At 40.8% G+C, this 15,375-nt stretch carries 14 protein-coding genes; 10 read left to right on the forward strand and 4 right to left on the reverse strand.

Translation table 11 applies throughout. From position 1 onward, the window contains the following. Positions 1 to 174: 174 nt before the first annotated feature. On the reverse strand, positions 175 to 2,538 hold the full coding sequence (locus tag FTT92_RS05465; protein ID WP_180171622.1) for a Tex family protein: 2,364 nt from the start codon (positions 2,536 to 2,538) through the stop codon (positions 175 to 177). Positions 2,539 to 2,873: 335 nt separating this feature from the next. Here FTT92_RS05465 and ompR point away from each other — a divergent pair, with 335 nt between their 5' ends. The 5 genes from ompR to FTT92_RS05490 all read left to right on the forward strand — a co-directional run bounded on the left by ompR (position 2,874) and on the right by FTT92_RS05490 (position 8,451). After that, on the forward strand, positions 2,874 to 3,638 hold the full coding sequence (gene ompR / locus FTT92_RS05470) for a two-component system response regulator OmpR (protein WP_078189809.1): 765 nt from the start codon (positions 2,874 to 2,876) through the stop codon (positions 3,636 to 3,638). 246 nt (positions 3,639 to 3,884) lie between these two features. Continuing rightward, a complete protein-coding gene (locus FTT92_RS05475; RefSeq protein ID WP_111885830.1) occupies positions 3,885 to 5,345 on the forward strand; it encodes an ATP-binding protein in 1,461 nt (486 codons plus the stop codon). A gap of 206 nt (positions 5,346 to 5,551) precedes the next feature. Beyond that, positions 5,552 to 7,069, forward strand: a complete 1,518-nt coding sequence (locus tag FTT92_RS05480) for an acetyl-CoA hydrolase/transferase family protein (RefSeq protein ID WP_078192882.1) — start codon at positions 5,552 to 5,554, stop codon at positions 7,067 to 7,069. A 126-nt stretch (positions 7,070 to 7,195) separates the two neighbouring features. Next, positions 7,196 to 7,615 (forward strand): GNAT family acetyltransferase, encoded by a 420-nt coding sequence (locus FTT92_RS05485; RefSeq protein ID WP_180084369.1) that lies wholly within the window; start codon positions 7,196 to 7,198, stop codon positions 7,613 to 7,615. Positions 7,616 to 7,764: 149 nt separating this feature from the next. Continuing rightward, entirely contained in the window at positions 7,765 to 8,451 is a 687-nt protein-coding gene (locus FTT92_RS05490) for a DsbA family protein (RefSeq protein WP_180171623.1), read from the forward strand. Between the two features lie 76 nt (positions 8,452 to 8,527). Here the strand turns inward: FTT92_RS05490 and FTT92_RS05495 are convergent, their stop codons facing one another. Beyond that, a complete protein-coding gene (locus tag FTT92_RS05495) occupies positions 8,528 to 8,728 on the reverse strand; it encodes a dodecin family protein (protein ID WP_067761311.1) in 201 nt (66 codons plus the stop codon). A gap of 237 nt (positions 8,729 to 8,965) precedes the next feature. On the opposite strand from FTT92_RS05495, the gene FTT92_RS05500 reads away from it, so the two are divergent. The 5 genes from FTT92_RS05500 to FTT92_RS05520 all read left to right on the forward strand — a co-directional run bounded on the left by FTT92_RS05500 (position 8,966) and on the right by FTT92_RS05520 (position 12,886). Continuing rightward, complete coding sequence (locus FTT92_RS05500) at positions 8,966 to 9,214, forward strand: glycine zipper domain-containing protein (RefSeq protein ID WP_218951560.1); 249 nt, start codon at positions 8,966 to 8,968, stop codon at positions 9,212 to 9,214. A 234-nt stretch (positions 9,215 to 9,448) separates the two neighbouring features. Further along, complete coding sequence (locus tag FTT92_RS05505; protein WP_180171624.1) at positions 9,449 to 9,637, forward strand: hypothetical protein; 189 nt, start codon at positions 9,449 to 9,451, stop codon at positions 9,635 to 9,637. A 350-nt stretch (positions 9,638 to 9,987) separates the two neighbouring features. Next, positions 9,988 to 10,167 (forward strand): hypothetical protein, encoded by a 180-nt coding sequence (locus FTT92_RS05510; RefSeq protein WP_078189814.1) that lies wholly within the window; start codon positions 9,988 to 9,990, stop codon positions 10,165 to 10,167. An 11-nt stretch (positions 10,168 to 10,178) separates the two neighbouring features. After that, positions 10,179 to 11,627: a hypothetical protein gene (locus tag FTT92_RS05515; RefSeq protein ID WP_180171625.1), complete on the forward strand. Its 1,449-nt coding sequence runs from the start codon at positions 10,179 to 10,181 to the stop codon at positions 11,625 to 11,627. Positions 11,628 to 11,776: 149 nt separating this feature from the next. Beyond that, on the forward strand, positions 11,777 to 12,886 hold the full coding sequence (locus FTT92_RS05520) for a hypothetical protein (RefSeq protein ID WP_373684099.1): 1,110 nt from the start codon (positions 11,777 to 11,779) through the stop codon (positions 12,884 to 12,886). 68 nt (positions 12,887 to 12,954) lie between these two features. Here FTT92_RS05520 and FTT92_RS05525 read toward each other — a convergent pair whose 3' ends face one another. Continuing rightward, on the reverse strand, positions 12,955 to 13,230 hold the full coding sequence (locus tag FTT92_RS05525) for a hypothetical protein (protein ID WP_180092879.1): 276 nt from the start codon (positions 13,228 to 13,230) through the stop codon (positions 12,955 to 12,957). Positions 13,231 to 13,382: 152 nt separating this feature from the next. Next, entirely contained in the window at positions 13,383 to 15,302 is a 1,920-nt protein-coding gene (gene htpG, locus FTT92_RS05530) for a molecular chaperone HtpG (protein WP_180065892.1), read from the reverse strand. Positions 15,303 to 15,375: the final 73 nt, after the last annotated feature.

Here is a 15,375-nt window from a genome sequence, read left to right on the forward strand (position 1 = left end):
ATGGCGTGACTTATATTGTCTGACAATCGAACGATTCTATAGTGTGTTTTGATACATGATTTGTGTGATTTTTACACTTAATTGCGAAGTTTAAGATTCAGCTCATATATCTTTGATAGGCCGTAATAGAAATAAAAAAACCTCCCATTTGGGAGGTTTTTTAACAATTAAAGATTACTTCGAACCTTTAATCCCTGCTTGTAATAACAACGCACCTAAACCACCAATTTTATTTTCTTGTGGTTTCGCTGCTTGAGGTTTTTTATGACCTTGTGGGCGGTCGCCTTGCGGACGGGCATGCTGTGGACGTTTCGCATGTGGCTTACGCTCACCACGTTGTTCTTGCTGCGCATTGTCACGACGTGGTTGACGTTGTGGTTTCGCTGCAGCAGCACCTTCTGCACGCATAGACAAGTTGACACGGTTACGTTCAACATCGACATTCAAGACACGAACTTGAACAATTTGACCTGGTTTCACGACTTTGTGCGGATCTGCAACAAATTCATTTGCAAGTTCAGAAATATGCACTAAACCGTCTTGGTGTACACCCACATCCACGAATGCACCGAAGTTCGTCACATTCGTAACCACACCTTCAAGCTGTAAACCTTCAGTCAACTGCGCCACTTCAGTGATGTCTTCACGGAACTTCGCCGTACGGAACTCTGGACGCGGGTCACGACCTGGTTTCTCAAGTTCAGATAAAACGTCCTGAATCGTTGGCAAACCAAATTGATCATTTACAAATGCTGCTGCATCGATCTGACGGATAATTTCAGTATTACCAATAATATCTTTGACTGTGGTTGCTTTTGCTTCCACAATTTTTGCCACCAAGTCATATGACTCTGGGTGAACTGCAGATGCATCCAATGGTTCAGAACCATCTTGAATACGTAAGAAACCTGCTGCTTGTTCAAAGGTACGTTCGCCTAAACGAGGTACTTTCTTCAAACTTTGACGGTTATCAAAACGACCATTTTCTTTGCGGAATTCAACAATTTGCTGTGCAATCGCTTTGTTTAGACCCGCGATATAACCCAAAATTGCAGATGATGCAGTGTTGACATCGACACCTACTGAGTTCACACAGTCTTCCACAACCGCTTCTAGCGTTTTTGCCAAACCGGTTTGGTTCACGTCATGTTGATATTGACCCACACCAATCGATTTCGGATCAATTTTCACAAGCTCCGCCAATGGATCTTGTAAACGACGAGCAATCGACACTGCACCGCGAATAGATACATCTAGCTCTGGCAATTCTTGAGATGCCAATTCAGATGCTGAATAAACAGATGCACCCGCTTCAGAGACAGACACACGAATCAAATTCAAATCCGTATTCGCAGCCATCATTTCAGCCACAACCGCTTCAGTTTCGCGGCTTGCAGTACCATTACCAATCGCAATTAATTCAACATTGAATTCGCGGCAAAGGCGCGCAAGTTCAGCAACTGAACCTGCTTTGTCTTCTTTCGGGGCAAACGGGTAAATCGTGCTATGTGCAAGGACATCACCTGATGCATTCACAACAGCCAATTTCACACCCGTACGGATGCCAGGGTCTACACCCAAGGTGCAGCGTGCGCCTGCAGGAGCAGAAAGTAATAAATGACGTAGATTTTCAGCAAAGACATCCATCGCTTCAGCTTCAGCAGCCAAACGTTTTTCAGTCAATAATGAATGTTCAATGGCAGGACGAACTTTACCGAGCCAGAACAGTTTTGCTGTTTGTTTTAAGAAATCTGCACGCGCTTGTGGCTGAGCTGTTTCTATATTATATTCAGTTTCAATACGTGCCAATGCTGCTTCATCTTCACCATCGACTTTTAAGCCCAAGACATTTTCTTGACGGCCACGGAGCATCGCCAGTAAACGGTGTGAAGGGACTTTGTTTAAGCTTTCAGAGAAATCAAAGTAATCACGGAATTTTTTACCAACTTCTTTTTTCTCATCACTTGCCACTAAACTTTTTAACATTGCTGTTTTTGCAAATGTCGCTTTGAGTTCAGTGGTTAATGCAATATTTTGTGCCCAGTCATCAATTAAAATGTGTTGAATCGCGTCTAATTGGCTTTCAACATCATCAGCATAATCTTCATGACTAAAACCAGCTAAAGCTTCGGTTGGATCAACCGCTTCATTAAAGATTTTTTCAGCGATTGGGCCTAAACCCGCTTCTTTGGCTTTAAATGATTTACTTGTACGTTTTGGACGGTACGGCGCGTAAATCTCTTCTAAAGCATTTTTCGTTTCTGCTGCATTCACACGAGCAAGTAAGTCATCAGATAACTTGTTTTGTTCTTTTAGAGATTCGATTACCTTTTCACGGCGCTCAAATAAATCACGCAGGTAAGTCAGACGTGTATCGAGCTGACGTAATTGAGTATCGTCCAGACCTTGCGTCACTTCTTTACGGTAACGTGCGATAAATGGAACACTGGCACCTTCATCAATGAGCTTGATGGCAGCTTCAATTTGATTTGGACGTACGGCAATTTCTTTTGCCAACTGCTGAACTAAGTCAGTCATCGTATTAGATCCCTGCAAGGATAAGTTCTAAAAGCCATGATTATAAAGACCAAGACCATAAAATCCACAATTGTTTTTATAAATTTATTCGTGGTTTTTAATGCCAATTCATCTCAAATACACATTTTTTTACGAAACTGACTATGAAACAGCAAATTAGCGAGACTTAGACAAGCAAACTGATTCGAACAACATGTATACATTTGGTATCTATGTCTTGATTTTAACTGCAATATTTGTTGCTTTAGAGCATAGTAAATTTATATAAATGAATCGTATACTCAAGTGAAATCGACTTTTTGTTTACGATGACAATAAAGAATAAGGAGCACGTCATGAGTTTAGTTGTACCTGCTGAAAAAACAGATGCCGTACAAGCCGAAACCGACCGAGTCGAACGCATTCTGGTTGTCGATGATGATGTGCGTCTACGCACCCTCTTACAACGCTTCCTAGAAGATAAAGGTTTTGTGGTCAAAACCGCACATGATGCGACTCAGATGGATCGTCTGTTGCAGCGGGAACTCTTTTCCCTGATTGTGCTCGACTTTATGTTACCTGTTGAAGATGGCTTGAGTATTTGTCGCCGTCTGCGCCAATCTAGCATCGATACCCCAATCATTATGCTGACCGCTCGTGGTAGCGATTCAGACCGTATTGCAGGACTTGAAGCCGGTGCAGATGACTATTTACCAAAACCATTTAACCCGAATGAGCTATTAGCTCGTATTCGTGCGGTCCTACGTCGCCAAGTGCGTGAAGTTCCGGGCGCACCAAGCCAACAAATGGAAGTGGTGTCTTTTGGTCCTTGGTCACTCGACCTGTCTACTCGTACATTAACCCGTGAAGGTCAAGTCGTCACATTAACAACGGGTGAATTTGCCGTACTCAAAGCATTAGTTCAACACCCTCGTGAACCACTGACACGCGACAAGTTAATGAATCTTGCTCGTGGTCGTGAATGGGGCGCGATGGAACGTTCAATTGACGTTCAGGTTTCTCGCCTGCGTCGTTTGGTTGAAGAAAACCCAGCACGTGCGCGCTATATTCAAACCGTTTGGGGCGTAGGTTATGTCTTTGTTCCAGATGGTGCTGAATAAGCCATAAAATAAGACCTGAGAATCGAGTCACCGTACCTCATGTCCGGAAATACCATTCGCTGCTGTCTGAGCCACTTGAAATTGAATGAATAAAAGTAATGTGCGCGAGTTCAGCGAATGGCAAAAATTTTGGTTACTTTTTTAAAAAGTAACATAACGAACTCCTCCCGAAGAACGTTCCAGCAGTAAGATTCCATCGCAAAGAATAAAAACTGCCTTTCAAAAAATTTGCTTAAAGGATTCTGCGTGAAACTCGAACCCATCGACCCACAGGAATTTACCGACTACGTTACCTACTCCGAAAAAAAACGGACACCTTGGGAACGCTTCCTCGATAAAATCAAACCCCGCTCTGCAGCCATGCGGACCACCGTATTGGTCTTATTTGTGGTGTTTTTTAGCCTGTTTATGTCCTTATGGTTCTTTTGGCGCACACTCTATTTACCCGAAATTCAACAACATGCTCGTTACCTCGCGGTCGAACTTGAAATCATTAACAATCCTGATTTACGGATTTTTCATAACAATGCCGAAGTGGATGTCGACGACTGGATGCGCAACCGTGTCGGGATCGAATATGTGACCGATCCGAAAGAATTCCCCAATGTCAAAGACAAAGTCATTGCAGAGTTCTTTACCAATCAAATTGAAAAGAAACTGGCCAAAGAAATGCGCATTGATAATGCGACCGTGTATTTCCAATTTAAACCTGACCCACGCATCTGGATTCAAACTCCAGAAATGAATGGCAACTGGGTTCGCGAGCCTTTAAAAACCTATGCCAACTATAGCGCAGAGCTGATTTTAGGCTGGTTATTGGGTATTCCGCTGATTGCTGGCATCATTATCTTAACCTTGGTTCGTCAGCTCAACCGTCCACTAAAACGTTTACAAGATGCGGCAAACAACTACAGTAAACACGGCACTGCACCTTATTTAGAAACCAACCATGGGCCACAAGAAATCCGTGAAGTAAACCAAGCCTTTAACCACATGGTCTACACGCTGGAACAAACTGAACGTGATCGTCGCATCATGTTGGCCGGTATTTCCCACGATTTGCGTACTCCGCTGACCCGTATTCGACTCAGCGCAGAAATGATGCCTGATGATGACTTCCTAAAAGAAGGTCTGATTTACGATGTTGAAGATATGGATGCGATTCTGAATCAGTTCATTTCGTATATGCGAGATGGTTCAGATGAAGTTCCGCAAGATACCGATTTAAATGCGCTATTGCAGGAATTAGTGATTCAATTTAAACCTTTAGATATTCGCTTTGAACCTCAAGACTTACCGATTATTCAAGCACGTAGCCTGTCCTTAAAACGACTAATAGGCAACTTAATCAATAACTCAAAACGCTATGGTGCCGAGCCGATTGAACTGTCTACCGAATATGAAGGTGACCATATTCAAATTCGCGTTGCCGATAATGGCGAAGGGATTCCTGAAGACCAAATTGAAGACCTGATGCAACCTTTTGTACGTGGTAATGATGCACGTACCATCCAAGGTAGTGGACTCGGTTTAGCCATTGTAAAACGTATTGTGGATATTCACGAAGGTCAACTTTCAATTCACAATCGAGCAGAAGGTGGACTCGAAGCGATCATTTCTTTACCACTGCAAAAACTCGAAAATGATGAAATATTAAACAACAGCCCATTGGAAAAAATTAAGCAAAGTTTAACTGAACGCTTTTAACAAGCGTTCAAAAAAGCAACGAACAGTTTTGTTTAATCCTTAACCATTGTTATTTTTAAGTTTATTATTCAGTAGCTTAAAAATCATAATAAAATCTTATACCCACATTTTTTCAAAAAATTAGACCTTAGCCTAACAGGGATGCAAAATGGCTTTTTTGATCGGTACAATCCGTATCAGTTTTGAGAATTTCACGAGAGTATATGATGTCTTTAGATCGCATCCGTTTAGCTGCCCTTCACGACAAAGTTATCAGCGCAGAAAAAGCTGCTGAATTCATTCAGGATGGTATGACGGTAGGTATGAGTGGTTTCACACGCGCAGGTGAAGCGAAAGCTGTACCTTTAGCGTTGGTTCAACAGGCTCATGCTAATCCTCTTAAAATCACCCTAATTACTGGCGCGAGCTTGGGTAACGATTTGGACAAAAAATTGACTGAAGCAGGTGTTCTTGCTCGTCGTTTACCGTTCCAAGTAGACAATACATTACGTAAAGCGATCAACAAAGGCGAAGTAATGTTCATCGATCAGCATTTGTCTGAAACAGTTGAACAAATGCGTAACCTTCAGCTTAAAAAGCCTGATGTAGCAATTATTGAAGCTGTTGCGATCACTGAAGATGGTGGCATCATCCCTACAACTTCTGTAGGTAACTCTGCAAGCTTCGCAATTTTTGCTGAAAAAGTGATTGTTGAAATCAACACCAACTTAAGCCCAGCATTTGAAGGCTTACACGATATTTATATCCCAACATATCGTCCAACACGTCAAGCTATTCCATTGACTCATGTTGACGAACGTATTGGTACACATGCAATCAACATCGATCCTTCAAAAATCGTAGGTATCGTATTTAACAACGAATTGCATGACTCTCCATCTACAGTTACTGCCCCTGATGATGAAACTCAAGGTATTGCAAACCACCTTATCGCTTTCTTTGAAAAAGAAGTCGCTGAAGGTCGTTTACCGAAAAACCTAGGTCCATTACAAGCAGGTATTGGTTCAATTGCAAACGCAGTATTGACTGGTCTTAAAGATTCAAACTTTGAAGACTTGATCATGTACTCTGAAGTACTTCAAGACTGTACATTTGAATTGATCGACGCAGGCAAAATGAAATTTGCTTCAGGTTCTTCTATTACGCTTTCTGCGAAATATGGCGAAAAAGTATTTAATAACCTTGAACAATACAAAGATAAACTTGTATTACGTCCACAAGAAATTTCTAACCACCCAGAACTTGTACGTCGTTTAGGTATCATCGGTATCAACACAGCACTTGAGTTTGACATTTACGGTAATGTGAACTCAACTCACGTTTGCGGTACAAAAATGATGAACGGTATTGGTGGTTCAGGTGACTTCGCACGTAATGCGCACTTGGCGATCTTCGTGACCAAATCAATTGCAAAAGGCGGCGACATTTCTTCTGTTGTTCCATTTGCTTCTCACGTTGACCATGCAGAACACGACGTTGACATCTTGGTTACTGAACAAGGTCTTGCTGACTTACGTGGTCTTGCTCCACGTGAACGTGCTCGTGCTGTAATCGACAACTGTGCACACCCAAGCTACCGTGCAGCATTAAATGATTACTTCGACCGTGCTTGTGCGAAAGGTGGTCAAACACCTCACCTTCTACGTGAAGCATTGTCTTGGCACATCAACTTCGAAGAGAACGGCCATATGTTAGCTGCTCAACCTGAAGTGAAAACGGCTTAATTGACAGTGAAATAAAAAACGCTCTTCGGAGCGTTTTTTTATGGCTTTTATTTTTCAATATGACTTATCAAGTCTGCAAAACTCGACTAATCTAAATTGGTCAAAATACATGCTAAAACAAAAATTATGTTTATTATCCGCCCCTATCTCGAAACTGATTTAGACGATGTGATTGCACTTTGGGAACTGTGTGATCTGACCCGCCCATGGAATAACCCTGAAATTGATATATTTCGAAAACTAGCGCAACGCGACCAACTATTTTTATTGGCGGTCAAAGATGATCAACTGATTGCAACTGTGATGGGTGGCTATGATGGACACCGAGGCTGGGTCAATTATCTTGCCGTACATCCACATTTTCAGCGAAATGGCGTCGCTACCGCTCTCATTCAGCAATTAGAAAAACGCTTAATTGCTCTAGGCTGCCCAAAACTTCAATTACTGATTCGCCAAGACAACATTGACGTACAAAACTTTTATGAACAATTGGGCTATGAAGAGGTTGAAGTAATTTGTTTGGGTAAACGTTTAATCACGGATTAATCGTTCGACAAATCTTCATTCAATCCTTGTAACAAAATCAAAAAAAAAACGACATTGCGCCATCGAAACAAAAATGGATTGCATTGCTTGGCTTTAAATTTTAGGATTTGCCCCCATCATTTTCCCAGAACATAGAAAAGAGATTTCCCATGCGTGTAGATATCTGGTCAGACGTGGTTTGCCCATTTTGTTATATTGCGAAAAAACGCCTTGAAGCTGCTGCCGAAAAATCGGGTGTAGAGCTTGAAGTGTTTTGGCATAGCTATCAACTTGATGCAGATGCGCCCGCTCGCCTAGAAATTTCCAATACTGAACGTCTGGCTCAAAAATATGGCCGCAGTATTGAAGAAGTAGAGGAAATGCAGCGCAATATTGCCGAAATGGCAAAAGCTGAAGGTATTGAATTTAACTGGCAAAAAGCCAATTCAGGCAATACCTTCAATGCGCACCGCTTGATTCATCTTGCACAAAGCAAAGGTCTCGGCAGTGAAGCCAAAGAAGCGTTCTTCTATAGCTATATGACCCAAGGCTTGGCCATTGGTGAACGTGAAACCATAGAAGATGTTGCATCTCGTATTGGTCTAAACCCTGTTGAAGTCGATGACTTATTAGACTCAGATGAATTTGCAGATTTCGTCAAATACGACGAAGAAGTGGCGCGCGACCAACTCAAAGTCACCGGTGTACCGTTCTTTGTCTTTGAGCAACGTATTGCTTTAGCAGGCGCTCAACCGAAAGACGTATTTAAACAAGTGATGGATAAAGCTGCGGAACTTCCTGAGCTTGCTCCGACACCTGTGTGTAATGATGAAAGCTGTGAAACACCTGAAAAATAATTCAGCGTGTTCAAACAAAAATCCCCGAACTTCGGGGATTTTTTATGATCAGTTTTTAACTTCAATAAAATTAAACTTATTCAACCAAGAAGCTGATTTTTAAGTTCACTCGATATTCCGCAATTTTATTGTCTTTCACCACAACTTTTTGTTCATTAATCCATGCACCCTGAACGTTCTTTACGGTTTCAGTGACTTTATTAATTCCCGTTTGGATGGCATCTTCAAAACTTTTTGTGCTACTTGCATTTACTTCAACGACTTTAGCAACAGACATTGTATTTATCCTCATTGTTATGATTTTGAAACTTCATCATATGATTAAGTCACTTATTTTGGTTATTTTTTAAACATCAAAACAGCAAAATATTACATGTCTTACACAGGAGTGAATTCCACTTCGAGGGATTACAAACTGACCATCATTTATTACATGCTTTCTGTTTAAGCCAAGGCCACTACCGATTAGGCTAAAAGCTTCATTCTTCTAACGATCATGCTCGGGAGTAATGTCATGACTATTGAACCTCAAGCAACTTCTGCTGAAACCGAACTATCTACCAATACAACCCCTCAAACAACCACCAACGAGTCCCAAACAGGGAAGAATAACTTTCTCTCACGTTTTTCTCCGACCGTCAAAGGTGCTGCGATCGGTGCTGTTGCAGGCAGTATTTTGCCCGTTTTTGGCACGATCAGCGGTGCCATTATTGGTGGTATCGCAGGCAAAGTCTATGAAAAAAAATGTGCCAAACATTCATAGATTTTTCATCTTTATCTGAGTGATACACCGCTGTCACTCAGCCACCAAAAGCTCTAGAGCAATAACTCTAATAGATTGTTTTATATAAATATTAATTCATACCGTTTATCTTGCGTTGCCGAATCGATCATTTTTAATTGATTATTTTTTGATATTATTTTCACATAAATTCAAGTGATTAATTTTCTCCCTGACTCAATTTTTGAGTCACTAATGATTGATAGGAATACACAAATGAACGCAATCAAATATGCTATGGCTGTTGCTGTGATGGCGCTTTCTGCAACTGTTTCTGCACAAATCGTTTACGTACCAGATTTTCCAGTAAAAAAAGCTGTAGCTGCAGAAACTGCCAACGCAGAGAGCCAAGCTCCAGCTGCTGATACAACTGAAGTTGTAACAAATACAGAAAAAAAAGCTTAATTTTTAGCTGATTTTTCTATAAAAAACCGATGGCTCCCACCATCGGTTTTTTATTTTCTGTGCCTTTTCTTTGAGCTTTATTCTTTACTTAACATTAAAAATGAACATCTAAAAGCGCTCGATCGCTGATGATGACTTCAAAAAAATTGATCAAACCATACCGCTATATCTTTTGCAAAACCTATCTTTAAGCTAATGATTTGGTATTATTTTTAAACAAAATGCGCATTAATTGTCATATTTAACGCTTAATTTGTAGAAGCTGACATTTATTTCCATGTTTTTTTTAATGAAATCTCTATAATCAAATGAACTAATCGACTTCTTTATTTTTAAATTTACATTGTCCTATGCAAGAACTTCAGGCACTGATACAAGGAAAAATTTCACCGCAGGTTATCGATATTGAACGCCTGATTGAATTGGCCAATACATATCGAAACCCGAACTCGGCTGAATATAAATTAGTGGAACTTGCAACCAATATTGTATTGGCTAAATATTTAGAAAAAGCACAAAAAGTCCTTTAGGAAGCGGACAAATGAATCTACAAGAGAAAGTACAATTAATAAAAGAAATCCATGTACTGACCCATCAACTTGAACATCGTGCTTTGAGTTTTTATGAAACTGCGCTTTCTAAACGTCGGATTCATGAAATTTTTGCCTTATGTGACGAACCGATTTTTCAAAAGCAAATATTAAGTTATCGCGCATTAACTGAACCACAGATGGCTGCCACTGAATTTGCCAAACAGACGCCATATTCATGGTTATTTCGTGGCTATTTTAACCATGACGCTGCACTCGAAAGTGCTTTATATCAATATCCTGAGATGGGTTGGGCCTTGCTGCATGACCATGAGTTAGGTTGGCAAGTATGGATGATTCCAGCCAAACAGCGTACGGCATTACTCAGTGAATGGGGCAATTTTAGCGAATGCTATGATTGGTTAATTGAGCAACAACAGCTATATAAATGTTTAATCAGTGATACTGATCTACGTCTACATGCCGTACGCCTAAAAGAAGAAGTCAGCACAGCACCAAACACTGTTGCAGCAAGTGTGGATGCCCTACTGCCGATTGAAACGATAAATAATGACGTATCTGTCGATCCAGATCATCGCGATAAGCAAATTGATGAAGCGGATCTATTGCTCGATAACTCAAATACAAATAAACCGGAGCCTTCTGCACCTGATACCGCTCCTCTTGTTCTAATTAAGCAGCCAACACATGCGCCATCAGAGGAACATCTCAACTCGACAGCGGCAGTCGTTGAACTTCCTGAACAGATTCAAATCGCTCAATACACCGCTCGCGTTCAAACGCTGCAAAACATCGATGCGCAATTGGCCTTGTATGAATTGCAGTTTATAGATCAGCCTGAACTCACAACACAACTTGATGTTCTATTGCATACGATAGATGGTACAGATTGGAAAAACCAGCCGCTGTATTTAGCAGAGCAAATCAATACCGAGGGCCGCTTCATCAAATATCTCTTGTTGTTTGGTGCGCAAACGCAGATGGAAGCCATTCGACTCTCTCAACTGTTTTGCCAACAACATCAACATGAACTTGCCGCGATTAAAGTCATGACATGGGACAATCTAGAGCAACTCTGTGCTGCACCTGATCAGCTCTATCAACAGTCTCAGCAGGCTGAAATAATTTGGTCGCAAAACGACTATTATCCATTTATCCCGGCACAGTTAATTCATACGCAAAAATTCATTCATTTTGATGAACCTGAACCGACGCTACATACCCCGCTGTTATTATTACAAGAACGTCAAAAAATACGTTTAATCCACGGTCAAAAACGCATGGCACTCTTGCGTACCGAACAAGCCCTTCCCTATTTGATCCTCCATCGACAGCATGGTTTAAATTGGCAAAGCATCCAAAATGTGATCCAACAATTGCCTCAACCCATTGATGTGATTTCGCTTTATCAAGCACTTAAGCAAATGACCGAAGATTAATTGCATTTATTTTGTAGTTTGGCTTGCATTTATCCGACAAAAATAACAAAACTACAGATGCAGGATACTCAGATGATAATTAAATAGAGCCAAAACATATGCATAAAAAACAACAGTACTTTATTCGGACTTTGCTTTTTTCCGCATCAATGAGCTTGATGCATCAAGTTGCTTGGGCCAATGAAACTGATGCTGTCGTCAATGAAACTGAGGGTGAACATTCGCAGGATGTGCCTGCAACCGAGCAAAGTTCACCGTATATCACGCCAAAGACCTATGATTTTTTAGATCAAATTCCACGTTGGATTGATGCAACACCGACCTTCTTACCTGAACAATCAGATCACCCCATTGTTCCGACAACAGAACAAACGGAAAATAATAGCTGGACCGATCGACAACAGAAGAAAGTCCGAAATTGGGCAGATCGAACGGCCGTTCGCATGGATAACTGGTTTGGGCAAAGTGAGCCAGAAAAGCCTGCCAATGCAACCCTACGGGTGATTTTAGACAACAGTTGGAATAAGCACGATGAATACGAAATTAAGCCACGTATTCGCGGTAAAATTAAGCTTCCCACTTTAGAAAAAAAATTGAGTGTGGTCTTTGGTGATGACTCACTTGATAATGAATTAGAAAATAATGCTGCAATTACCAATGAAAACCCTGCGGGGCGTAGTGATAAAAATTATGACAATAAGCAAACCCGTGAAGATAACAGTTCGCTCGCGTTACGTTGGTCAGAAATTTCAGATCGACTGCCTTTCGAAACTGACGTTGATCTAGGTTTACGTTCTGGTGATGACCTATATGTCCGCTTAAAAGCAGCTAAAAAATGGCAACTCGACAATGATTACAGTTTTTTAGCCGAACAAATTTATCGTTATGGTATTGATAGTGAAAATTATCTAAGAACCAATTTAGAATTAACCCATGCCCGTCCAGGCCAACCCTTTATCTCAAACCAATTCAACCTGACCTATGCAGATGCACAGGATGATGATCTGAAATGGGATAACTTCAGTTACCGCCAACACCAATTTTTTAAAGGTAACCGATTCAACTACGGCCTATATACAGGTGGTTTTTACAATAACGATCAACTGCGTTTAAACAGTTGGGGACCCTATGTATCATGGCGACAGCCCTTTCTGCGCGAATGGTTTTATATCCAAGGTGATCTCAACTACCTCAACAACCATCGTGACGATAAAAGCCACTTTGTGGGCGCTTTAGTGCGCCTTGAAGCCTTGTTCTAGAACCCGCTATTTCACAGCGAATAAAAAGCCCATCTCAACAGGATGGGCTTTTTTTAAATAAATCAGCTTCAATTTTTATTAATCACACGTACACGATCATTACGTACAATACTTGGCTGTTTTTCAGCGACTTTTTTCACTTTAGGAAAACTATACTGAACACGATCATTTCGCATCACACGGCGACTATCAACAAAAGGGTTGATATCGTATTGTGCGATCTGCTTTGAAACCTGCACACGGTCATTACGCACCATTTTTTGCTTAGCGCTGTCTGCCTGAGCAGATTGCATGAGGCCCATAGAGAGCAGCGAGCCCATTACAGCGATCACTAAAATTTTCATCTTAAGATTCCCAACACTTAATGATCGTTATTATAGATTAATTATCTATTTTTAATCTATTTTAAAGATTGAAACATGGACGTTTTTATTCATGTGCTCTATCGAAAAACCAAATAAAAACCTCCCGAAGGAGGTTCATTTCATATCTACCGTTACTTCAGCAATAAGCTGTTAATCCGTTTGATGTATTGGGCAGGATCTTCGGGTAAACCGCCTTCAGCAATCAACGCCTGATCAAAAATAACATTTGCTAAGTCATCAAACTGCACCGAACTTTCTAATTTTTGTACCAACGGATGGGATGGATTGATTTCCAAGACTGGTTTTGATTCAGGTACCGCTTGGCCTGCTTGTTTCAGCATACGAACCAGTTGCGGTGACAACTCACCCTCAGCAACCACCAAACACGCAGGAGAGTCCACTAAACGTGTTGTTACACGCACTTCAGAGGTCTTATCTTTTAACGCATCCGACAGTTTTTCAACAACAGGTTTAAACTGCTCAGCAGCTTCCTCAAGTGCTTTCTTCTCTTCAGCATCTTGTAGATCACCCAAATCAACTGCACCTTTTGATACATTCTGTAATGGTGTTCCATCAAACTCAAAAACAAATTCCATCGCCCACTCATCCACTCGTTCAGTCATGAGCAGCACTTCGATACCTTTTTTCTTGAACAATTCAAGTTGTGGTGAGTTTTTCGCAGCATTTAAACTATCAGCAGTCACATAGTAAATTGCCTTTTGGCCTTCTTTCATATTGGCTTTATAGTCTGCAAATGATGTTTTCACTTCATCATTATTTGACGAAGCAAAGCGTAATAATTTTAGAATACGCTCACGATTCGCCATGTCTTCGCCTAAGCCTTCTTTTAAGACTGAACCAAACTCAGCGTAGAATTTTGCAAACTTCTCTTGATCAGCAACATCTTCAGATTTCGCCAAACCATCTAGCACCGTTAAAATACGGCGGGCGTTACCTTCACGAATCGTTTTAACGTCGCGACTTTCTTGTAATAATTCACGGCTTACATTAAGTGGTAAGTCTGCGCTATCCACCACACCTTGAACAAAACGTAAATAATTTGGAATCAAATTATCCGCATCATCCATGATAAATACACGTTTCACATACAGCTTAATTCCTGCTTTAGCTTCACGTGTGAAAATATTGCTTGGTGCGCGAGATGGAATATAAAGTAACTGTGTATATTCCGTACTTCCCTCTACACGGTTGTGTGTCCATGCAAGCGGGGCTTCAAAATCATGGCTCAGGTTTTTATAAAACTCAGTATATTGTTCTTCACTGATCTCATTTTTATTACGCGTCCATAATGCACTTGCTGAGTTAATCGCTTCCCACTCATCCGTCAGTACATATTGACCAGGTTTTGCTTCTTCGCCTTCGGCAGCTTCCTCTTGTTGCCAAACTTCTTTCTGCATCTCAATTGGCAAACTAATATGATCAGAGTATTTATTAATAATCTGCTTAACTTTGTAACGATCTAAATAATCTAAAGCATCCTCGCGTAAATGCAAAATGATGTCGGTTCCACGTGAAGCCTTATCAATTGGCTCTACATCAAACTCACCTGTACCATTACTAACCCAACGTACCCCTTCAGCGGCATTTACCCCAGCACGACGTGATTCCACTGTAATTTTTTCAGCAACAATAAAACCTGAATAGAAGCCCACCCCAAATTGACCAATCAATTGTGCATCTGACTTTTGATCACCCGTAAGCTTCGACATAAAATCTTTAGTGCCAGACTTAGCAATCGTACCCAAATGATCAATCGCTTCTTGTTGTGTCATACCAATACCATTATCCGAAATGGTAATTGTCTTCTGCTCTTTATTTAAATGAATACGCACATGTAAATCTGGATCATTTTCATAATATTCAGGATGGTTAATCCCTTCAAAACGTAATTTATCACAGGCATCAGATGCGTTTGATACTAACTCACGAAGGAAAATTTCAGGATTTGAATATAAAGAATGTGTTACTAAATGCAGTAACTGAGCCACTTCCGCTTGGAAGCTGTGTTTTTGAGATTGTTGTTCGCTCATCAGTCTCTCCGTTCATACTGAGTAAAATTATCAATTGCCTATATGAATGGAGGGACTTCACTATTTTTCAATA

The organism is Acinetobacter sp. YH12023 (assembly GCF_013420135.1).
GTDB lineage: Bacteria > Pseudomonadota > Gammaproteobacteria > Pseudomonadales > Moraxellaceae > Acinetobacter > Acinetobacter amyesii.